Source organism: Ralstonia sp. A12 (assembly GCF_000801955.1).
Classification (GTDB): Bacteria; Pseudomonadota; Gammaproteobacteria; order Burkholderiales; family Burkholderiaceae; genus Ralstonia.
In genome coordinates, this window is record NZ_JSZO01000012.1 from 37,543 (window position 1) to 58,041 (window position 20,499).

Annotated in this window: 20 protein-coding genes; 16 read left to right on the top strand and 4 right to left on the bottom strand. The window is 64.0% G+C overall.

Annotated elements, in window-relative coordinates:
• Positions 1-3: 3 nt before the first annotated feature.
• A complete protein-coding gene (locus PI87_RS15475) occupies positions 4-456 on the bottom strand; it encodes an Lrp/AsnC family transcriptional regulator (RefSeq protein WP_039598620.1) in 453 nt (150 codons plus the stop codon).
• 134 nt (positions 457-590) lie between these two features.
• On the opposite strand from PI87_RS15475, the gene PI87_RS15480 reads away from it, so the two are divergent.
• The 7 genes from PI87_RS15480 (at position 591) to PI87_RS15510 (ending at position 5,104) form a co-directional block, all read left to right on the top strand.
• Positions 591-1,493 carry a DMT family transporter gene (locus PI87_RS15480; protein ID WP_039598621.1) on the top strand — a complete coding sequence of 301 codons (903 nt, stop codon included), beginning with the start codon at positions 591-593 and terminating at the stop codon, positions 1,491-1,493.
• A gap of 211 nt (positions 1,494-1,704) precedes the next feature.
• Complete coding sequence (locus PI87_RS15485; RefSeq protein ID WP_442965493.1) at positions 1,705-1,893, top strand: H-NS family nucleoid-associated regulatory protein; 189 nt, start codon at positions 1,705-1,707, stop codon at positions 1,891-1,893.
• Between the two features lie 295 nt (positions 1,894-2,188).
• Entirely contained in the window at positions 2,189-2,455 is a 267-nt protein-coding gene (locus PI87_RS15490; RefSeq protein ID WP_039598623.1) for a BufA1 family periplasmic bufferin-type metallophore, read from the top strand.
• Positions 2,456-2,483: 28 nt separating this feature from the next.
• A complete protein-coding gene (gene bufB / locus PI87_RS15495) occupies positions 2,484-3,353 on the top strand; it encodes an MNIO family bufferin maturase (protein WP_039598687.1) in 870 nt (289 codons plus the stop codon).
• Positions 3,340-4,116 (top strand): HvfC/BufC N-terminal domain-containing protein, encoded by a 777-nt coding sequence (locus PI87_RS15500; protein WP_039598624.1) that lies wholly within the window; start codon positions 3,340-3,342, stop codon positions 4,114-4,116. The genes bufB and PI87_RS15500 overlap by 14 nt, the downstream gene beginning before the upstream one ends.
• Positions 4,113-4,595, top strand: coding sequence for a DoxX family protein (locus tag PI87_RS15505; RefSeq protein ID WP_039598625.1), 483 nt, complete (start codon positions 4,113-4,115; stop codon positions 4,593-4,595). The genes PI87_RS15500 and PI87_RS15505 overlap by 4 nt, the downstream gene beginning before the upstream one ends.
• 83 nt (positions 4,596-4,678) lie before the next feature.
• Positions 4,679-5,104, top strand: a complete 426-nt coding sequence (locus PI87_RS15510; protein ID WP_039598626.1) for a BON domain-containing protein — start codon at positions 4,679-4,681, stop codon at positions 5,102-5,104.
• Here the strand turns inward: PI87_RS15510 and PI87_RS15515 are convergent.
• The gene (locus PI87_RS15515; protein ID WP_039598627.1) at positions 5,101-5,523 is read right to left on the bottom strand and encodes a hypothetical protein; all 423 of its coding nucleotides are present in this window, start codon (positions 5,521-5,523) and stop codon (positions 5,101-5,103) included. The two genes, PI87_RS15510 and PI87_RS15515, sit on opposite strands and share 4 nt — an antisense overlap.
• 86 nt (positions 5,524-5,609) lie before the next feature.
• Between PI87_RS15515 and PI87_RS15520 the strand changes: the two genes are divergently transcribed.
• From PI87_RS15520 to PI87_RS15540, 5 genes are all read left to right on the top strand, one after another.
• Entirely contained in the window at positions 5,610-5,996 is a 387-nt protein-coding gene (locus tag PI87_RS15520; RefSeq protein WP_039598628.1) for a MerR family transcriptional regulator, read from the top strand.
• A gap of 164 nt (positions 5,997-6,160) precedes the next feature.
• The gene (locus PI87_RS15525) at positions 6,161-7,555 is read left to right on the top strand and encodes a TolC family protein (protein ID WP_198139570.1); all 1,395 of its coding nucleotides are present in this window, start codon (positions 6,161-6,163) and stop codon (positions 7,553-7,555) included.
• A 4-nt stretch (positions 7,556-7,559) separates the two neighbouring features.
• Positions 7,560-8,717, top strand: a complete 1,158-nt coding sequence (locus PI87_RS15530; protein ID WP_039598629.1) for an efflux RND transporter periplasmic adaptor subunit — start codon at positions 7,560-7,562, stop codon at positions 8,715-8,717.
• A 2-nt stretch (positions 8,718-8,719) separates the two neighbouring features.
• On the top strand, positions 8,720-11,815 hold the full coding sequence (locus PI87_RS15535; protein ID WP_039598630.1) for an efflux RND transporter permease subunit: 3,096 nt from the start codon (positions 8,720-8,722) through the stop codon (positions 11,813-11,815).
• 172 nt (positions 11,816-11,987) lie between these two features.
• Positions 11,988-12,428: an Hpt domain-containing protein gene (locus PI87_RS15540; protein ID WP_052321563.1), complete on the top strand. Its 441-nt coding sequence runs from the start codon at positions 11,988-11,990 to the stop codon at positions 12,426-12,428.
• Here PI87_RS15540 and PI87_RS15545 read toward each other — a convergent pair.
• On the bottom strand, positions 12,425-13,837 hold the full coding sequence (locus PI87_RS15545) for an APC family permease (protein ID WP_052321564.1): 1,413 nt from the start codon (positions 13,835-13,837) through the stop codon (positions 12,425-12,427). The two genes, PI87_RS15540 and PI87_RS15545, sit on opposite strands and share 4 nt — an antisense overlap.
• Positions 13,838-14,190: 353 nt before the next feature.
• Between PI87_RS15545 and PI87_RS15550 the strand changes: the two genes are divergently transcribed.
• The 4 genes from PI87_RS15550 to fdhD are packed head-to-tail and all read left to right on the top strand — an operon-like array spanning position 14,191 to position 19,276.
• The gene (locus tag PI87_RS15550; protein WP_084209981.1) at positions 14,191-15,846 is read left to right on the top strand and encodes an OFA family MFS transporter; all 1,656 of its coding nucleotides are present in this window, start codon (positions 14,191-14,193) and stop codon (positions 15,844-15,846) included.
• Positions 15,847-15,873: 27 nt separating this feature from the next.
• Complete coding sequence (locus tag PI87_RS15555; protein WP_039598631.1) at positions 15,874-18,213, top strand: FdhF/YdeP family oxidoreductase; 2,340 nt, start codon at positions 15,874-15,876, stop codon at positions 18,211-18,213.
• A complete protein-coding gene (locus PI87_RS15560) occupies positions 18,213-18,458 on the top strand; it encodes a hypothetical protein (protein ID WP_039598632.1) in 246 nt (81 codons plus the stop codon). Before PI87_RS15555 ends, PI87_RS15560 begins: the two co-directional genes overlap by 1 nt.
• Positions 18,455-19,276: a formate dehydrogenase accessory sulfurtransferase FdhD gene (gene fdhD, locus PI87_RS15565; protein ID WP_039598633.1), complete on the top strand. Its 822-nt coding sequence runs from the start codon at positions 18,455-18,457 to the stop codon at positions 19,274-19,276. The genes PI87_RS15560 and fdhD overlap by 4 nt, the downstream gene beginning before the upstream one ends.
• Before the next feature lie 25 nt (positions 19,277-19,301).
• On the opposite strand, the gene PI87_RS15570 is transcribed toward fdhD, so the two are convergent.
• Positions 19,302-20,336: a LacI family DNA-binding transcriptional regulator gene (locus PI87_RS15570; RefSeq protein WP_039598634.1), complete on the bottom strand. Its 1,035-nt coding sequence runs from the start codon at positions 20,334-20,336 to the stop codon at positions 19,302-19,304.
• Positions 20,337-20,499 lie beyond the last annotated feature (163 nt).

Here is a 20,499-nt window from a genome sequence, read left to right on the forward strand (position 1 = left end):
GCCTCAGTCGGCCGGCGCAAACGGCGGCGCACGCCGGCGCACCGGCTGGGCCTTGACGATGGCGGTGTTGGTCTCAGCGTGGTCTGCCACGCGGTCGAGAATGTGGTCGAGCTGGTCAATCGAGCGCACATACAGCCGGGCGATAAAACAATCCTCGCCCGTGACCTTGTCGCACTCGCCAATCTCCGGAATCTCTTCGATCAGCTTCTGCACGATATGGAGCTTGCCCGGCATGGGCCGCACCCGCACGATGGCCTGCAGCGGGTAGCCCAGCGCCTTCGGGTCGATGTCGACCGTGTAGTGGCGGATCACGCCGCGCTCCTCCAGCCGACGCAGACGCTCCGACACGCTCGGAGACGACAGCCCCACCTGCTCTGCCAACAGCTTGAGCGAGATGCGGGAATCGGTCAGCAGGACGTCGAGAATCCGCTGGTCCAGCTCATCTATCGTGATCATTGCTCCTCCAAACGGCCGTTGGTGCCTTTTGCCTTACTTCATTAGCAAGAACACATAGTTTGCCTCAGAAAAGCAATGGAAGTCAGGCGATCCACATGCGATCCTTCTCACATCCAACGCACAGGGTGGCAGGCATGAACGAGAAGACACGCGGCACGGTCGAGATGACCGCCGCCATGACGATTTCCGGAACAATCGGCTGGTTCGTGGTCCGCTCGGGCCAACCGGTGATGGACGTGGTGTTCTGGCGCTGCCTGTTCGGCGCGATCACGCTGCTGGCGGTATGCGCGGGGCTCGGGCTGCTGCGCGGTGCCATCACGTGGAAGCGCGCGGGCATTGCCGCGCTGGGCGGGGTGGCCATCGTCATCAACTGGCTGCTGCTGTTCGCAGCGTATCCACGGGCGTCCATCTCGATTGCCACGGCGGTCTACAACACGCAACCGTTCATGCTGGTCGGGCTGGGCGCGCTGTTTTTGTCAGAGAAGCTGACGGCGGCCAAGCTGACGTGGCTGGCCATCGCCTTCATCGGCGTGGTGCTGATTGTGCAGGTGGGGCCGGCGGCCACCATGGGCACGGATTACCTGATGGGGATTGCGCTGGCGCTGGGCGCGGCGTTTGCCTATGCGGTGGCGGCCATCATCACCAAGAAGCTGGCCGGCACGCCGCCGCACCTGATTGCGCTCATTCAGGTGTGCGTGGGCGTGCTGATGCTGGCGCCGCTGGCCAACCTGTCACACCCACCGGCCGATGCGTATACGTGGGGGCTGCTGGTGACGGTGGGCGTGGTGCACACAGGGCTGATGTACATCCTGCTGTATGGCGCCATTCAACGGTTGCCGACACATTTGACGGGGTCGTTGTCGTTCATCTACCCGATCGTTGCCATTGCGGTGGACATCATTGCCTTCGGGCATCGGTTGCAACTGGCGCAGTTTCTGGGGGCTGGAGCCATCCTGCTGGCGGCGGCCGGCATGAACCTGGGGTGGTCCCCATATCGGTGGCTGCGTCCGGGGGCAAATTCAACCGCTGTTAAATAATGCAATAAGCCGCAACACCCACAACACGAATCTGCCACCCAACTGCTGTTATTCTTGTGCGTTTTCCGCCGGCCCCGGGCGCGACTTGCGCCCGACTCTCTCTCCCCTGGCGCCGGGCGGACACAGAACTCCAAAACATACGCACAAGATGAAGGAAGGCCACCCGCCGCAACCGGGCCGCGAAGTCGCGATCGCCTGGATCCGGGAACAAATGCAAACCTATGCCCTGTCGGTCGAAGACCTGCAGGCACGTGGCTGCTTCGACTTACCCCCTCCACCCGCCGGCCCCGTCTATATGAGTGCCGATGGTCAGCATTGGGACGGCGCAGGCGACATGCCCGACTGGCTGCAGCGCGCAGTCAACGCCGGGCAGAGCATTGAGCATTTCCGCGTAAGCTGAAAAAAGTTGTGCCCCATACGGGGTAACCGCTGGCGGCGCACTAAAAACGCGTCGCGCACGATCTATTGATGCAAGCCCTTTTCTGCCTGAAGGCGGCCCATTTTGGGTCGCCTTTTTGTTTGGGCGACGCGGTCCTTCACCTTTCAAAAAAAAATTTCGTTTTCCGTATCAGGAATCTGTCAGTGCGACGACCAAGTTGCACGGAACGCGTTTGCGCATCGCCGCAGCGCACCGTACCGCAAGGCAATCACGCCTTCGCTGGTGAAAGACACCTGCTCAATCAAGGAGAACGCAAATGAAACAACAAGCCATGATCGCCGCCGCCCTGGGTAGCCTGCTCGCACTGGGCGCCCTGTCGACCCCGGTGCAGGCCGCAGACCCAGCCGGCAAGGAGAAGTGTTACGGCGTGGCCAAGGCCGGTCAGAACGACTGCGCCAGCCCGGGCAGCGCCCACGCCTGTGCCGGCCAATCGAAGATCGACAAGGACCCGATGTCATGGAAGTTCGTGCCGGCCGGCACCTGCGCGCAGATGGGCGGCACGATGCAGCCGATGTCCAAGTAAGCGTCAGCCGACCGACCGGGTGACCGCCATGCAGACGACTCTGCCGATGTGCGCGGGTGCAGGCCTGCGCGCCCCGCACTTTCCTGCTCTGCTTCACGGGGAAGCCCGCTTCCCCTGGGTGGAAGTGCACAGCGAGAACTACCTGTATGGCGGCCCGGCCCGCGCTGCACTGCTGGCCGCACGGGCGCATCAGCCCGTGAGCCTGCACGGCGTGGGCATGGGGCTCGGCAATGCCGATGGGCTGGACGTTGACCACGTGCGCGCCATTGCCGCGCTGGCCGATGCCGTGGCACCCAACGCCATTTCCGAGCACCTGTGCTTCAACCGCAGCGGTGCCCAGGTCGTCAACGACCTGCTGCCCCTGCCCTATTCCCGCGAGTCGCTCGACCTTGTGTGCGCCAATGTCATGCGCGCACAGGACATCCTCAAGCGGCCGCTGCTGATTGAAAACATCGCCGCGTATATCGATTGCCGCGCGCTGGTGGATGCCGATGAGGCTGTCTCCGAAGGCGCGTTTCTCACCGCACTCGCGCGCCGCACCGGCTGCGGCATCTTGCTGGACCTCAACAACCTCTACGTCAACAGCGTCAACCACGGTGTGACGGTTGAATCGGTGCTGGCCGACATCGACCCGGCGCTGGTAGGCGAGATTCACCTGGCCGGATTCAGCGTGGAAGACGGCATGTTGATCGACACACACAGCGCACCGGTGCATGCGTCGGTCTGGGCGATCTACGAAGCCTGGATCGCCGCGCATGGCGCGCGCCCGACGCTCATCGAGTGGGATGCCGACATCCCGCCCGTGCAAGTGCTGCTGCAGGAAGCGGAGCGCGCCCAGATCGTCCTTGACCAGTACGCCGCTTCCACTGTCACGGAGAGCGACCATGCGCCTGCCTGACTGGGAAGCCCACTTGATCAGCACGCTCACGGCACCTGCGAGTGGTGACGCATCGCGCGGCGTGGCTGTCTATCGCAACGCGCGTCTGGCCATCCTGCGCAACACGCTGGCCGGTGCGTATCCGGTCTGCCGAGCACTGGTTGGCGATGACTGCTTTGATGCCATCGTGCGCGACACGCTGGCAGTGCAGGACTCGACCTCTGCGAACCTGCATCGATATGGCGACGCATTGCCCGAAGTCATCGCGCAATCACCGCTGGCCGACAGCGTGCCGTATCTGGCCGACGTGGCGCGATTGGAATGGCGCGTGCACTGGGCGCACTACGCACCCGACGCACACGCTGAGGCGCTGGACGTCACCGCGCTCGGCACGCTGCTTGCGCAGCCGGCGGACACACTCCGCGCCGGTCTCGTCGACGGCGCGTGGTGCGTGGCGTCGACGTGGCCAGTGGTATCGATCTGGCGCGCCCATCAACCGGATGCAGCGATCACGCTGAGCAACATCGACCTCGACACGAGCGAGGCTGCCATCGTCACCGTGCAAGACCACCGTGTGGTCGTGCTCGATCTTGATACGAGCACCGCTGCGTTTCTCGCGGCCTGCGATGCAACGTCGTCGCTGCAGGCGGCCCTCACACAAACACTGACTGCGCAGGCGGACTTCGACCTGACCGCTTGCCTGGTCGGCCTCTATCGCGCGGGGTTGCTCGCGCTGTCCACGCACCCGGCACCCCACAGCCCGATCCTTGGAGACACACCATGAACACCACGCTTGCCCCGCTCACGCGCATCCGCGCCACGCTCGACCGCTTTGCCGGCCCGCAAAGCGGGTTGTGCTCGCTCATTTTGCTGATCGCGCGGGCGTACCTCTTCTACGTATTCTTTCGCTCGGGCCTGACCAAGCTGCACGACTGGGACACCACCGTGCTGCTCTTCACCGAGGAGTACAAGGTGCCGCTGCTGCCGCCCATGCTGGCTGCGGCGCTGGGCACGTTCGGTGAGCTGGTCTTCCCCTCGCTGATGCTGATTGGCATCGTGCCGCGCTTGGCGGCGGCGGGCCTGTTCTTCGTCAACGTCGTGGCGGCGCTGTCGTATTGGGCGAGCCTGTCGGCCTCAGCCATCGAGTTCCACTTCGTATGGGGCGTGCTGATCGCGATCGTAGCGACGGTCGGGCCGGGCTGGCTGGCATTGCAGACGCTGTGGCAGCGCAAGCAAACCACCGCGCCGGGTCACGCCTATTGACCAGCGGAGCGTAAGACGCGCAGTTCCGGTGCAGGGCGGCAGGCTTATCATGTGGGCCTGTCGCCATTTTTTCAGGAGCATCGATGCGCTTCCCCTCGTTGTCCTTGGTGGTCCGGGCTGGTATGGCACGCCGGCGGATCGGTGTGCTGGCTGCAATCGGCGCCGCGTCGGTGCTGGCCGCCTGCGCCTGGGGCGATGGCCCCGACCGCACCGGCGCCCGCATGACCGACGACTCCCTGCTGTCGTATCAGGTGAAGGCAGCGTTGGATCAGGACACGGCGCTCAACCCTCGCCAGATCCGCATTCACACCACGCCGGAGGGCAAAGTCACCCTCACCGGCTGGGTAGATTCCGCTGAAATGGCCCGCCGCGCAGGCGAAGACGTCAAACGCTTCGTTGAGCCAGCCAAGCTCGACAATCAGTTGCGGATCCTCTCCCGCAGCCAGGTGCTCGGCGGCGGCCCGCTGATCCCAGCCGGCCTGCCACCCGCGGCGCCGGCCGCGCGCTAAGCGCTTTGCGTGCCCGCACGGGCGGGCACGCGCCCCACCGGCATCAGTTGCACCAGCCCAAAAGTCACCTCCGCGATCAGGAACGGCACCACCAGCAGGGTGGCCCCTGACATCAGCGCAAACACTTGCCAGGCTGAGAAGAGCCAACGTGCGACCGCATCGTAGCGGCCCAGCGTCACACTCGCCTGCCGGATACGCAGCACCGACCAGACGCACACCACCGACCCCATCAGGTTGGCCATCAGCAGATGCGCCGGCTCGAACGCCGGCAGGCCGCTGATGCCCAGCATTCCTGCCAGGGCATTCAGCACTTGATGCAGCAGCGCGAACGTCCACGGCGTGGCAAACGGTGCGGTCACGATCAGGTCGTACCAGGCACTGGCGCGCACGATGCGCACAAAGGTCGATTCGGAAACCACGGCGAGACTCCAGAAGTGAAAGAAACATCACCGTAAAGCCTGGTGTACGCTCCAAGGTCAAGCTCGATTCCGTTGCGAGACCCTCAATGCCCACCACCCTCCCCGCCCGTACCGACGATCTCTCCATCGGCGACCTGGCCGCCGCCACCGGCGTATCGCGTGACGGCCTGCGCTTTTACGAGGCGCGCGGCCTGATCCGCGCGCGGCGGCGCACCAACGGTTACCGCGCCTATCCGCCTGAGACCGTTGAACTGGTGCGCTACGTGCGCACGGCCCAGCAGCTCGGCTTCACGCTGGCTGAAATTGGCGAAGGCATGACCCAGGTGTGGCAGCAGCCCGACACGGATGCCGCCGTGACCGCCTTGCTGCGCGAAAAGCTGTCCACCATCGATGCCCGCATCGCCAGCCTGCAGGCCATGCGCGACGCCCTGGCCTTGCGGGTAGGTCTGCCGTGCCCGCTTGCAACGGCCTGAGACGGTCGACATGTCTTGTCATATAACTGACGCAGACTGCCGCCTGAAGCGATTTCCTCCTGTTTTTGTGCGTTTTTCCGCGCCCTGACGACTCGCTGAGTCGTGAAAGGCGCTTGAAAGATCGCGTCGGTTAAATCGCTCCCGTCTCAAGGGGAGTCTCTGCAGTGAAATATTGGGGTGCATTCCATCCACGTGCCTGGGCCGCGCTGTGCGTGGCGACCAGCCTGCCGCTGACAGCGGTAGGGGCTACCACGTCAAAGCCGGCCACACCGGTACCGATGCCGACCATGCCGGCAGCCGCCAGCATGCCCGTGGCCACCATGCCGCCGGTCAAATCGTCCGTGCCGGGCGTGACCGGCCCTGGCTTCAACCTGGTTGAGCTGCTGCAGGAGCTGAAGAGCAACAATCCGCAGCTCATGCAGGCCCGCCATGTCTATCTGGCAGCCAAGTCTGTACCGCCGCAATTGGCCGCGCCCAACAACCCGCAGCTCGGTTACATCTGGAACAGCATCCCCAAGGGGTTCCCGCTGGCCGTCAACCGGGCGGGCGGCAGCCAGTACAACCTGACGCAGCAGATTCCGTTTCCGGGCAAGAAAGCGCTGGCGGCTGAAATTGCTGACCGCCAGGCCGAGTCGCTCAATGCGCAGTCCGACGCGTTGTATCTGCAGCTCTACGCACAGCTTTCGACCACGTATTACCAAGCGATCTCGCTGCAGAAGCAGATCGACGTGCAGAAGCTGACCATCACGCGCCTGGAGCAGGTCAAGCAGATCACGCGCGTGCGCTACGCCAACAACGCGGCGGCGTATGCCGATTTCCTGAACGCGCAGGTCATGCAGAGCAGCGCGCAGAACGATCTGTTTGCCACGCAGCGCCAGTACGACATCACGCTGCAGACACTCAACACCCTCATCGGCAAAGACCCGACCTTCCCGCTGGAGCTGCGCACCGACGATGAATCCGTGCGCCTGCCCGACGAGCCGCTGCCCGAGCTGGAAAACCGGGCCCTGCGCGAGCACCCATCGATCAAGGCCTCAGCCGAGTTGATCGACGCAGCCCGCAAGAGCGTGACGCTGGCGCGCAAGGCCTACCTGCCCGACTTCCAGGTCATTGCCACCGTCACAACAGACAACCCGCCGTACGGCGTACGCCCGAACAGCTATCAGATCGAGCTGGATCTGATCATTCCGTTCTGGTTCTTCACCAAGGAAAAGTACGGCGTGAACCAGGCGGTGGAAAGCCAGATCGCTACCGAGGCCAATGACGTGTCTGTGCGTCAGCAGACGTTGCTGGCCGTCGATACCTCGTACAACACGCTGCGCCAGACGCTTGCGCAGCTCGACTTCAACAAGCAGCGGCAACTGCCGCAGGCGCTGGCGGCCTATCGCGTAACGATGACCAACTACGCCAGCAACAACGCCGATTTCAATGACCTGCTGACCGCGCAGGGCGCACTCAAGAACGCCGAACTGGCGGTCGCCCAGGCGCAGGCCACGGCCCTGCAGGCCTATCACGCATTGCTCGCGGCCACCGGCCGTTCGCCGGTTCAAGCTCAATAAGACCATGAAGAAGTTCTCTCCTATCGTTGCTGTGATTGCCTTGGCCGCCGCTGTTGCCGTTGGCGTGGTGGCTGGACGCAAATGGCCCGCCGCCCCGGCTGAAGTTGCCAAGCCCGCCAGCAGTGCTGCTTCCGGCTCTGAACACCCTTTGGCCACCGCCAAGGGCCCGAAGCCCGATTCCGTGGAGATCCCGGCTGGCGGGTTCGACCCGCAGCAGGTGCAGATCACGCATGTCAGCCAGCTCACCGTACCGGTGGAGCTGTCCAGCCCCGGCAAGCTGGCCTTCAACGCCGAGCGCACCAAGCTGGCGTCTTCCCGCGTGGCGGGCCGACTGGATCGCATCCTGGTGTTCGAAGGCGCACTGGTGAAAGAAGGCCAGCCGCTGGCGGAGCTGTACTCACCAGATTTCATCTCCGCCCAGAAGGAGTACCTGCTTGCGCTCAACACCGCGCGCCAGCTCAAGGGCTCCAACATGAAAGACTTGCAGGAGGACGCGGACGCTACTGTGCAATCCGCTGCGGGTCGATTGCACGTACTGGGACTGACCGACGCGGACGTCGCGCAGATTGCCAAGCGTGGCGCGCCCGCCGAGCACATGACGCTGCGCGCGCCCATCTCGGGCACCATCGTCAAGCGCAACATGGACCCAGGTGCCTTCCTGAACGTGGGCGACTCGTTCATGAGCATCGTCGATACGCGCCAGTTGTGGTTCACCGGCAATCTGTATGAGAACGACATTGCCAGCGTGCATATCGGCCAGCCGATCACGCTGCACACAGCTGCGTATCCGGACCGTGACTTCACCGGCCGCGTGAGCTTCATCGCCCCCAACATCGACCCGGCCACGCACACGCTGACCGTGCGCTGCGACGTGCCCAACCCCGACGGCCTGCTGCGCCCCGAGATGTACTCGACCGCGCGCATCCAGATCGGCACCGGCATGGCCTCGGTGGTGCCGAAGTCCGCGCTGGTCAAGGAACGCGGCAGCTACTACGTCATCGTGCAGAGCGACGCCAAGCACTTCAAGCGCGTGCAGGTGCAGGGCAAGGACACGGGCACCGATGGCAGCTTTGCCGTCACAGCCGGTCTGGATGCCTCATCGCAAGTGGTCGTGCGCGGTGCCGCCCTGCTCAATGAAATGATCGTGAAGGCGGGGGCGTAGGCATGGGCTTCAACCCGATCGCGGGCATTCTCAAGCGGCGGCTGTTGATCGTCTTCCTGGCGATTGCGCTGCTGGTCGCAGGCGTCCTGTCGTTCCGCGAACTGCCGTTGCAGGCGTATCCGGGCGTGGCGCCGTTGTCGGTGCAGGCCATTACGCAATGGCCTGGTCGCAGCACGACCGAAGTCGAGCAGCAGATCACCATCCCCATCGAGAACGCGCTGGCCGGCGTACCGGACGTGCAGTCGTTCCGTTCCGTGTCGCTGTTCGGGCTGTCGGTGGTGACGCTCAAGTTCAAGGAAGGCACCGACAGCTTCAAGGCGCGTCAGAACTTCTCTCAGTACCTGGCGCAGGCCAATCTGCCCACCGGCATCCAGCCCGCATTGAGCCCGGACTCCGACGCGACCGGCGAAATCATGCGCTTCCGCCTGGTGGGCGACGGCGTGGATCTCACCACGCTCAAGAGCTACCAGGACTACGACATCACCAAGGAGCTCAAGCACGTGCAGGGCGTGGCGGATGCCAGCTCCTTCGGCGGCAAGGTGAAGGAGTACCACATCGTGCCGTCGCCGGCGAAGCTGCAGTCGTACGGCATTACGCTGTCGCAGCTCATCACGGCCATCGGCAACGCCAACAACAACACCGGCGGCAACCTGCTGCGCGACGGCGAACAGCAGTTCGTGGTGCGTGGTGTGGGCCTGCTGCAAACGGTGGAAGACATCCGCAACGTGGTGGTGGCCGCCAATAATGGCGTGCCGGTGCGCGTGCGCGACATTGCCGAAGTGGAAGTGGGCAACGTGCAGCGTCTGGGCATGGTGCAGTACAACGACCAGCCTGACGTGGTGGAAGGCATTGTGCTACTCAAGCGTGACGCCAATGCCACTGAAGTGCTGGCCAAGGTGCGCGACAAGGTTGCCGAACTGAACAACGGCATCCTGCCCAAGGACATCCAGATCAAGCCGTTCTACGACCGCCAGGTGCTGCTCGATATCACCATGGGTACGGTGGAACACACCCTGGTGGTGGGCATTGCGCTGGTGCTGGCGGTGCTGTTCGTGTTTCTGGGCAACCTGCGTGCGGCGGCCGTGGTGGCCGCGGTGATTCCGCTGGCGCTGTGCGTGTCGTTCATCAGCATGGAGCACTTCCATGTGCCGGCCAACCTGATCTCGCTGGGCGCGATCGACTTTGGCGTGATTGTGGACGCGGCGGTGATCGTGATGGAAAACATCATGCGTCACCTGGAAGAAGGCGCTGAAAAGCTGGAAGACGCCATTGTCAAGGCCACCAACGAAGTGCAGCGCGCGATGATCTTCTCCACGGGCATCATCATCGTGGCGTACTCACCGTTGTTCTTCATCGGCGGCGTGGAAGGCATCATCTTCAAGCCGATGGCGTTCACGATGGGCTTTGCACTGATGGCGTCGATCGTGCTGAGCCTGACCTTCGTGCCGGCCACCACGTCGTTCGTGTTCGGCAAGTCGCTGCATCCGCATTCGCCGGCGTTTGTGGGCGCGATCCTGCGCTGGTACAAGCCGCTGCTGCGTAAGCTCATCGCACGCCCGAAGACGGTGTTTGCTGCCGCCCTGGCCGCGCTGGGTCTGACGCTGTACAGCGCCAGCTTCCTGGGGACGGAATTCCTGCCGACCCTGGAAGAGAACAACCTGTGGCTGCGCATCACGCTGCCCAATACGGTGGATCTGGATTACTCCGCTTCGGTCGCCAACGACCTGCGCACGTACTTCGCCAAGCAGCCGGAAATCCAGAAGGTCTCGGTACAGATCGGCAGGCCGGACGACGGTACCGATTCCACCGGCGTGTTCAACCAGGAATATGGCCTGTACTTCTCGTCGCCTGACAAGTGGGGCCCGGGGGTGACCAAGGAGCATTTGGTTGAACGACTCACCAAGCATCTGGAGAAGATTCCGGGCATCGAATACAACTTCTCGCAGTACATCCAGGACAACGTGGATGAAGCGCTCTCGGGCGTGAAGGGCGAGAACTCGGTCAAGCTGTTCGGCAACGATCTCAACATGCTCGAAGCCAAGGCCAACGAAATCCAGACGCAGCTCAAAAAGGTGCAGGGTCTGGTAGACGTCGGTATCTTCCGCGAGCTGGGCCAGCCCACGTTGAATGTCACCATCGACCGCCAGGCCGCCGCGCGCTTCAACATCAACGTGAGCGATGTGCAGAACCTGGTGCAGTACGCCATTGGCGGCTCGCCGGTTACGCAAATCCTGGAAGGCGAGAAATCGTTCGGGCTGGCGGTGCGCCTGAACCAGCAGTCGCGCGCTTCGTACGACGCCATCCGTGAACTGTTGATCGACACGCCCGACGGCCAGCACATCCCGCTGTCGATGATCGCCAAGGTTCAGATGACCGATGGCCCATTCTTCATCTACCGCGAGGAAGGCAAGCGCTACATCGCCATCAAGTTTGGTGTGCGTGGGCGCGACCTCGGCAGCGCCGTAGATGAAGCGCAGCGCGTGGTGGGCAACAACGTCAAGCTGCCCGAGGGCTACACCGTCAAGTGGGACGGCCAGTTCAACGAGATGAAGGTCGCCCAGGGCAAGCTGATGGTGATCGTGCCGCTGACGATCCTGGTGATCTTCCTGCTGCTCTACAGCACGTTCGGCAACTTCAAGGACGCGCTGATGGTGGTACTCAACGTGCCGTTTGCAGCCATCGGCGGCTTGCTGGCGCTGCACATTGCCAACGAGACACTGTCGATCTCGGCGGGCATCGGTTTCCTGTCGCTGTTCGGCATCGCCATCCAGGACGGGGTGATTCTGATCTCGTACGTCAACCGTCTGGCGCACTCCGAGAACCTGCATGAAGCCACGGTGGAAGGTGCAGCGCTGCGTCTGCGCCCGGTCATCATGACGGCCATGCTGGCAGGCCTGGGCCTGCTGCCGGCGGCCCTGTCGCACAGCATTGGCTCCGAGGCGCAACGCCCGCTGGCGCTGGTGATCGTCGGCGGCATGGTAACGACGACGATCCTCACGCTACTGGTGTTGCCGGTGGTGTTCACGTGGGCACACCGCCATCGCGGCACGCCCCCGCGCGAGCCGGACGTCACGCCGACCGCAGCCATGCTGCCCTGAGCCTCACCCGCTCAACACCCGATTGGGCGTATCGCCGCACAAGCGATACGCCCGATCTGTTTTTTAGGCCTGTCAATTCGTGCGTGGGCGCGTTCAAATCGGACGAATCTCATTGTTGCAAGCGGGCCCGGCACGCAAAGTGTGGTTCAAGCCTAAATCCACGCACCACGCCATGCAGCCCCTCCACGACACCCCTGCAGCCACCGTCTCCGACACGGTCGATCAAACCGTCGCCGGCCTGCTCCCCCCGCAGGTCATCAGCACGCTGACCGATCTGTTCGGCCTCGACCTGCAGCAGTGGCGCTTCATCGTCGACTTGTTTGCTGAGACGGTTGAGCAGGATCTCGCCAACCTGGAGAAGGCCCTGCGCGGGGGCGTGGATGCGGAGATCATCGAAGCCTCGCATCGCATCGTGGGCTCGTCGCGCATGCTGGGGCACCTGGCCATCGGCGACGCTGCCCACGCCATCGAGCGCGTTGCACAAAGCGTGGGGCCGTACCACGAGCGCTCGGCGGAAATGCAGTCGCACTTCGCCCACCTGCGTGCGCTGGCAAGCGAATTCCAGCTGCAGATCAGCCGCTGCGCCTGGCCAGATTCAGCAACGGCCGGTTAAGGGTTGCCAGCCAGGCGACCATTGCGCTCAGCCAACCGCCGGTTGAGCAGCAACGGCACGATGCCGATTGCAATACCGCCCAGGCCGATCAGGTTGGTCGGCAGATCGAACGTCGGCACGCTGTAGCCCGCGATGAACCACAAGAACAGCGCGCTGCCCAACGGCCATAGCACCAGAAACACCGCATCAAACACCGAGCGCAGCGCATCGCGCCGGTAGTGCCACGCGCAGGCAAAGCCGGCCAGCCCGTAATAGAACGCCACCTGAAAGCCGATGGCGTTGACCGAATCCTTGATGATCGCGTTGATGCTCGGAAAGTACGACGCGCCAAACAACAGCACCAGCCCGATCGTCGTGATGACGGCCGTGGCCATCCACGGTGTGTGCCAGGTCTTGTGCAGCCGCGCATAGCGGGCGTGCAGCGTGCCATCGCGCCCCTTGGCGTAGAGCGTGCGCGTGAACTGCAGGATGGAGGTTTCCAACGTGCCGACCGTGCTGAGCATGACAGCCACCACCGCCACATAGCTCCACGGTCGCGGCAACAGCTTATCGGCCACGGCAAAGATGACGTTGGTGCTGGACTGCTCGATCTCCGCATCGCTCAGCACGAGCAGGATCACCGCCGCAAAGCCCATGAACAGCGCCAGCACGATCACCATGGCCCACAGCGCGCCGCGGCCTGGTGCATGACTGGCGTCGCGCGTTTCTTCCGTCAGGTTGACGGTCACGTCCCAGCCCCAGAAGAAGAACAAGGCCGTCAACGCGCCGGTGGCGAAAAGCTGCGGCGTAAAGGCGCCGGGTGACAGCCACGCCCACGACAGCGCATGCGCCGGGTGCGCACCGAATTTCGACACTGCCAGCACAATCAGCGCGATCAGGATGACGGTCTCCACCACCGTCATGGCGACTTGCGAATAACTCGTCAGCTTGATGCCCTTGATGATGACCGCGCTCACCACCAGCAGCCACGCGGCGGCCACCAGCGCCACCACGGCAGGCTGATCAGCCATTGACGGCGCCACCAGCGTAAGCGTGGCCGTTGCCGCCGGGATCGTGCCCGACACCATGAACACGCCGGAAGCCACCAGCAGCGCCCAGCCGGCAAAGAAGCCCAACGTACGGTTGAAGATCGCACCCACCCAGGCATACGCCGCGCCCGCGTGCGGGTTGATGCGATTCAGGTGCAGGTAGGCGAAGGTCACGCCAAACATGATCAGCCCGCAGTAGAGCAGGCTCGCCGGCGTGAGCGCGCCGACGGCGGCAATCAGCGTGGCCGTGGTGGCCGCAATGCTGAAGGCGGGCGCGGTGCCGGCCACGCCCATGACAACGGATTCGCCAACGCCCAGGGCGTGGGCATCGAGTCGTGCCTGTCCGGGCTGTGCGTGCGTATCCGGCGTATGAGTCGTCATCCCCACCTCCGCTATCCAACTGCTTGGAAACTGCCCGCCTTCAGTATTGGCGCTCGCGGCGGCAACACCAACCGCTTTGATGTCAAGCGCGAACCGCTCGGCGGCAAAGCCATTTCTAAGGATTATTTATGTTTATGACCACATAAACAACTTGATTAGGCTGTATGTTGCGCATCCCGCAATACAACGGATTTCTACAACTATTGATTTAGACCAAGGCTCATCACTATCTTCGCGGGCAACGTCGGCGCAGTCCCTCTGCAGCCGGCAGGTACGTACCAGCCATGACTGGTGCGACCAACTCAGTTCATACCGTAGCAACCAGGCACATCAACACATCCGGGGGGATTTCGATGTCCGAAGCAGTACTGCATCCATTTTTTTCGCGCGAGCGCACCATCGCCGCAGTGGGTTTCAACCGCTGGCTGGTCCCGCCTGCCGCATTGGCCATCCACCTGTGTATCGGCATGGCGTATGGCTTTTCCGTTTTCTGGCTGCCGCTCGGGCGCGCGCTGGGCATTGCCAAGCCGCAAACCTGCGGCGCCGATGTCTCGCTCGTCGCTGAGCTGTTCACCACCACCTGCGACTGGCGCATTTCCAGCCTGGGCTGGATGTTCACGCTGTTCTTCGTCTTCCTTGGCCTGTCGGCTGCGCTGTGGGGCGGCTGGCTGGAACGTGTCGGCCCGCGCAAGGCCGGTGTCGTGTCGGCGGTGTGCTGGTGCAGCGGCCTGCTGATCTCGGCAATTGGTATCCAGATGCATCAGCTCTGGCTGCTGTGGGTCGGCTCCGGCGTGATCGGAGGCATTGGCCTGGGGCTGGGCTACATCTCGCCCGTGTCGACGCTGATCAAGTGGTTTCCGGACAAGCGCGGCATGGCGACCGGTATGGCCATCATGGGTTTTGGCGGCGGTGCGATGATCGGCGCACCGCTGGCTGACCGTCTGATGAAGCTGTTTGCCACGCCGGATTCCGTGGGTGTGGCGCAAACGTTTATCGTGCTGGCCGGCATCTACTTCGTGTTCATGATGGCGGGCGCACTGGGCTACCGCGTGCCGCCCACGGGCTGGAAACCGGCCGGCTGGGCGCCCTCGCCCGCCAAGGCGAAGGACACCATGGTCACGCAGCGCCACGTACACGCAAGCCAGGCACTGAAGACGCCGCAGTTCTGGCTGATCTGGGCCGTGCTGTGCCTGAACGTGTCGGCCGGTATTGGCGTGCTGGGTATGGCTTCGCCGCTGCTGCAGGAGGTGTTTGGCGGCAAGCTGCTCGGCGTGACGACTGCCTTCACGGAGTTGACCGCCGCGCAAAAGGGCCAGATCGCTGCCATCGCTGCGGGCTTCACCGGTTTGCTGAGCCTGTTCAACATCGGCGGGCGCTTCTTCTGGGCGTCGCTGTCGGACCGCCTGGGCCGCAAGATGACCTACGCGATCTTCTTCGTGCTGGGCTTCGTGCTGTACGCATCGATTCCGTGGACCTCGCACACCGGCAACATCGCGCTGTTCGCACTGGCCTTCTGCGTGATCCTGTCGATGTACGGCGGCGGCTTTGCCACTGTGCCGGCGTATCTGGCCGACATGTTCGGCACGCAAATGGTGGGCGCCATCCACGGCCGCCTGCTGACCGCGTGGTCGACGGCCGGCATCCTGGGTCCGGTGCTGGTGAACTACCTGCGTGAATACCAGATTGCCCATGGCGTGGAACGTGCTGCCGTGTACGACATCACGATGATGATCCTGGCCGGCCTGCTGGTTCTGGGCTTCATCTGCAACCTGCTGGTGCGCCCAGTGGATGCGAAGCACTTCATGACCGACGCGCAGCTCGACGAGCAACGCCAGGTTGCGGCCACCAAGAGCCTGACGCCGTCGGTGGCGGCACCGGAAACGTCGCTGGAATGGAAGGCCCATCCGGGTTCGGCCGTGGCCGTGGTACTGGCCTGGGCAGCCGTTGGCCTGCCGTTGGGCTGGGGGGTTTGGATTACACTCCAAAAAGCTGCTGTTCTGTTCTCTTAACGCCTGAAATCAAGCCGCCTCGCCACCATGAAGCACCAGAAAATTGAGTTTTATCGTCATCCGGCCGGTGGCTGGGGCGCGCTCAAAAGCGTTGCGCATCAACTGCTGTCACAGGGCATCGCGGCCAAGGGCGCGAAGACGATGCTGTCGGCCAATCAACCCGATGGCTTCGACTGCCCCGGCTGCGCCTGGCCTGATCGTGACCACGCCTCCACGTTCGAGTTTTGCGAGAACGGTGTGAAGGCGGTCGCGGCCGAGGCCACCTCCCGCCGCACCACGCCTGAGTTCTTCGCACAGCACACCGTGCGCGAACTGGCCGATTGGTCCGACTACGCGCTGGAAGACCAGGGGCGCCTCACGCACCCGATGGTCTACGACGCCACCAGTGACAAGTACGTCCCGATCGAATGGGACGCCGCCTTCGCGCTGATCGCGCAGCACCTGCGTGCACTGCCTGATCCGAACCAGGCGATCTTCTACACCTCCGGCCGCACCAGCAACGAGGCGGCCTTCCTCTACCAGTTGTTCGTACGCGCATACGGCACGAACAATTTCCCCGACTGCTCCAACATGTGCCACGAGCCCTCCGGCACGGGCATGCGGGGCAGCATCGGCGTCGGCAAGGGCACCGTCACGCTCGACGACTTCACCCGCGCCGACGCCATCTTCATCTTCGGCCAGAACCCGGGGACGAATCACCCGCGCATGCTCGGCGAGCTGCGCGAGGCATCGAAGCGCGGTGCAAAAATCGTGTCGTTCAACCCGCTGCGCGAGCGCGGGTTGGAGCGCTTTGCCGATCCGCAAAGCAAGATCGAGATGCTGACGCTCGGCTCCACCCGCATCAGCACCGAATACCATCAGGTCCGCATCGGCGGTGACTTGGCAACGGTCAAGGGCATCATCAAACATGTGATCGAGCGCGACGACGTGGCGCGCAGCCGTGGCGAGCCCACCATCATCGATCACGCCTTCATCGCCCAGCACACCGGCGGCTTCGACGCCTTTTCCGCCGACGTGCGCGCGGAATCGTGGGCCACCATCGAGGCCGAATCGGGCCTGCCGGAAAACGAAATCCGCCAAGCCGGCGATACCTACATCAAGGCCGGCAGCGTCATCGCCTGCTGGGGCATGGGGATCACGCAGCACAAGCATTCGGTGGCGACGATCCAGATGATCGTCAACCTGCTGCTCCTGCGCGGCAACATCGGCCGCCCGGGCGCCGGCGCGTGCCCGGTGCGCGGCCACAGCAATGTGCAGGGCGACCGGACGATGGGCATCTATGAGAAGCCCGCACCGGCGTTCCTCGATCGGCTGGAGAAGGTGTTTGGCTTTGCCGTGCCGCGCGAACATGGCTATGACACCGTCGGTGCCATTGAAGCGATGCGCAACGGCGCGGGCCGCGTGTTCTTTGCCATGGGCGGCAACTTTGCGGCCGCCACGCCGGACACCGCTGCCACGTGGGCCGGCCTGCGCCAGTGCGACCTGACCGTGCACGTGACCACCAAGCTCAACCGCAGCCACATCGTGCACGGTAGGGCTGCCCTGATCCTGCCCTGCCTGGGCCGCACCGAAGTCGACCAACAAGCCGGCGGCACACAAGGCGTGACGGTGGAAGACTCGATGAGCATGGTGCACATGTCGGCGGGCATCAATCCGCCGGCCTCGCCGCACCTGCTGTCGGAGCCCGCCATCGTGGCGCGGCTGGCCGAGGCGACGCTGCCCGAGAGCACGATCCCCTGGGGCTGGCTGGTGGAAGACTACGACCGCATCCGCGAGCGCATCGAAGCCGTGTTCGACGACTTTGCCGGCTTCAACGAGAAGATTCGTGTGCCGGGCGGTTTCCGCCTGCGCAACACGGCATCGGAGCGTGTCTGGAACACGCCATCAGGCAAGGCCGAATTCCACACGCATGCCGTGCCGACCGACACGCCGGTCCACCGCGCCCGCGAGCGCCATGCCGATGCCACCGTCTTCACGCTGGCCACGGTGCGCTCGCACGACCAGTACAACACAACAATCTATGGGATGGACGACCGCTACCGCGGCGTGTTCGGCCAGCGCCGCGTGGTCTTCATCAACAGGGAAGACCTGCACACCATCCGCATGAAAGACGGCGAGTGGGTCGACATGATCACGCTGTCCGAAGACGGTACTACGCGCCGCGCGGATGGCTTCCGTCTGGTGGCGTACGACATCCCGCGTGGTTGTCTGGCGGCGTACTACCCCGAAACCAATCCGCTGGTGCCGCTATCTTCCGTGGCCGATCAGGCGCGCACGCCGACATCCAAGTCGATTCCGGTGATGCTGGTGCCGAGCCAAGTGGCCCGCACCGCTGATGCACAGGCGGCCGCCACGGCCGAAGCCTGATGTCGACAGAGCCGGCGTGGTCTGCGCTGCAGCTCGCGCTGCTGACAGCGTTGCGTGAGACCGAACCTGGCAAGCCCGTGTCGCTGCCCTGGCTAACCAAACGCGTGAGTGAACGCGCCAGCACCGTGCTGCGCGCGTTGCATCCGCTGGCTGATGCTGGCTTGTTGCGCGTCGCCATGGATGACACACGCTGGCTCGTCGTACTGCTCGATGCCGGCCGCACTGTACCGAGTATCACCGTATGACAGCCCTCACCCGCCACCCCGCCGGCCTGCCCGTGGTCTCCACGTCGGCAACGCGGTGCACACGTGCCGGCACGCACGAAGATGCCACCACCGCCGTCGCTGACGAGGCACCGGTGGCGCTCGTCTTCAACGGCATCACGCACGCCGTGATGATGGCTTCGCCCGCGGACCTGGAAGACTTTGCGCTGGGCTTTGCGCTGTCCGAAGGCATCATCGACAGCCGTGCCGACTGGCGCGGTGCCGATGCCGAAACGCATGCGCATGCGCATGGCATCGAGATTCACACCGAAATCGCCTCGCACTGCTTCGTTCGCCTGAAAGAGCGCCGCCGTGCACTGGCCGGTCCGACCGGCTGCGGCCTGTGCGGTATCGAAAGCCTGCAGAGCTTTGAAGACACACCGGTGACGCTCGCACGCCCCGCGTGGGTCGACACCTTGACCCAGGCGCAGGTGCTGGATGCATTGCAAACGATGACAGCGCATCAGCCTGCCAATGCGCTGACGGGCGGCTTGCATGCGGCCGGCTGGGTACCTGCCGACAGCAACACGCCGCTGCACGTGCTGGAAGATGTCGGCCGCCACAACGCGCTCGACAAGCTGATCGGCAGGCTGACTCGATTGGGTGTCCGCCCCGCAGACGGCTTCGTCGTCATGACCAGCCGCGCGAGCTTCGAGCTGGCGCGCAAGTGCGTACACGTGGGCGTTCCACTGCTGGCGACGATCTCTGCGCCGTCCTCGCTGGCCATCAGCCACGCCAAGGCCGGGCAACTGACGCTGCTGGCGTTCTGCCGGGGCGATACCGTGACGCGCTTCGCCTGAGCGACTCGCGCGCCAACGAGATCGACTAGGCTGCAGGTCCCGCTGAAGACTCACGCACCACCAGATTCGGCAGTGGCGGCGCAATAGAGCGGCGGGCATCTGCGTTTCCACCCAGATGATCAAACAGCAGGGCCACCGCCAGCGAGGCCATGTCGTCCAGGTGGAGATCCACGGCGGTCAGTGGCGGCCGGCAGCTTCTTGCGCGAATCCCGTCGTAGCGCGTCACCACCTTCACGTCGTCCGGCACACGCAGCCCGTGGCTGCCGATGGCCTGTACCGCGCCCACGGCAAAGGCATCCACCAGCGCGCACAGCGCATCGATGTCGGGATGATCGCGCAGCAGTGCGGCACAGGCCTCCTGCCCTGCGGCCTCCCCACCTGATTCATCCGCGACAGCGATGATTGGTGCCATGCCGTGCTCGGTGCAGAACCGCTCGTAGCAGGCCCGGGATTCGATGTACGAGTTGCGCTCCTGCGCGCCGATCAGCAGCGCAATGCGCCGACTGCCCTGGTCCTTCAAATGCCGCAGCAGCATCTCAGTCGTGGCCGAGGAATGAATATCGACGTAAGGCACGGCATCGTTGCCGGGTTGGCGCCCCAGGCACACCACCGGCAGACCGCGCTCCTGCAGGTGGACGACATTCGCGTCGTCTGCCGTGGGTTCAAGCACGATCGCGCCGTCGATGTCGAGTTGCTCAAGCGGCAACCGGCCACCCACGATGGGTGGCACCAGAACCAGTGCGAGGCCGCGTGTCAGCGCGCTGGCAGCGGCAACCGCCGCCACCTCCATCAGAAACCCGAGGCGCGACGCACCACCTGCAACCTCGTACGGCATCGAGGAAATCAGCGCGATTGAGCGGGCCTCCCCGGTGCGCAGGCGTTGCGCCCGGATGCTTGGGCGGTAACCCAACGCGCGTGCGGCTTCTTTCACACGCTCGCGCGTGTGCACATCAACATAGCCCTTGCCGTTGAGCGCGTGCGACACCGTGGTGGGGGACACCCCTGCCGCGCGAGCGACATCGGCAATCGTTGGCCGCCTTGGCGACGCTGGAGTCTGCATGCTGTTGCTTTCGGTTGATGTCTCCGTGCCCGGTTTTGTCGGGTGGCGTCATCGCCTATCGGAGCACAGAATCAATAGAGAATAAAAATTGACAACTCGATTCTAGCGCATCATTCTAAGTTAACAAATCGATTTGGGGCGCCCGCCCATTTTTTTGGGGTGC

Bases quoted from the DNA above. Each gene is read 5' to 3' on its own strand.
- PI87_RS15550 (WP_084209981.1), top strand. From the start codon at position 14,191: ATGTCCGAAGCAGTACTGCATCCATTTTTTTCGCGCGAGCGCACCATC.
- PI87_RS15490 (WP_039598623.1), top strand. From the start codon at position 2,189: ATGAAACAACAAGCCATGATCGCCGCCGCCCTGGGTAGCCTGCTCGCA.
- PI87_RS15510 (WP_039598626.1), top strand. From the start codon at position 4,679: ATGCGCTTCCCCTCGTTGTCCTTGGTGGTCCGGGCTGGTATGGCACGC.
- PI87_RS15530 (WP_039598629.1), top strand. From the start codon at position 7,560: ATGAAGAAGTTCTCTCCTATCGTTGCTGTGATTGCCTTGGCCGCCGCT.
- PI87_RS15570 (WP_039598634.1), bottom strand. From the start codon at position 20,336: ATGCAGACTCCAGCGTCGCCAAGGCGGCCAACGATTGCCGATGTCGCT.
- PI87_RS15520 (WP_039598628.1), top strand. From the start codon at position 5,610: ATGCCCACCACCCTCCCCGCCCGTACCGACGATCTCTCCATCGGCGAC.
- bufB (WP_039598687.1), top strand. From the start codon at position 2,484: ATGCAGACGACTCTGCCGATGTGCGCGGGTGCAGGCCTGCGCGCCCCG.
- PI87_RS15535 (WP_039598630.1), top strand. From the start codon at position 8,720: ATGGGCTTCAACCCGATCGCGGGCATTCTCAAGCGGCGGCTGTTGATC.
- fdhD (WP_039598633.1), top strand. From the start codon at position 18,455: ATGACAGCCCTCACCCGCCACCCCGCCGGCCTGCCCGTGGTCTCCACG.
- PI87_RS15480 (WP_039598621.1), top strand. From the start codon at position 591: ATGAACGAGAAGACACGCGGCACGGTCGAGATGACCGCCGCCATGACG.
- PI87_RS15500 (WP_039598624.1), top strand. From the start codon at position 3,340: ATGCGCCTGCCTGACTGGGAAGCCCACTTGATCAGCACGCTCACGGCA.
- PI87_RS15545 (WP_052321564.1), bottom strand. From the start codon at position 13,837: ATGACGACTCATACGCCGGATACGCACGCACAGCCCGGACAGGCACGA.
- PI87_RS15555 (WP_039598631.1), top strand. From the start codon at position 15,874: ATGAAGCACCAGAAAATTGAGTTTTATCGTCATCCGGCCGGTGGCTGG.
- PI87_RS15560 (WP_039598632.1), top strand. From the start codon at position 18,213: ATGTCGACAGAGCCGGCGTGGTCTGCGCTGCAGCTCGCGCTGCTGACA.
- PI87_RS15505 (WP_039598625.1), top strand. From the start codon at position 4,113: ATGAACACCACGCTTGCCCCGCTCACGCGCATCCGCGCCACGCTCGAC.
- PI87_RS15475 (WP_039598620.1), bottom strand. From the start codon at position 456: ATGATCACGATAGATGAGCTGGACCAGCGGATTCTCGACGTCCTGCTG.
- PI87_RS15540 (WP_052321563.1), top strand. From the start codon at position 11,988: ATGCAGCCCCTCCACGACACCCCTGCAGCCACCGTCTCCGACACGGTC.
- PI87_RS15485 (WP_442965493.1), top strand. From the start codon at position 1,705: ATGCAAACCTATGCCCTGTCGGTCGAAGACCTGCAGGCACGTGGCTGC.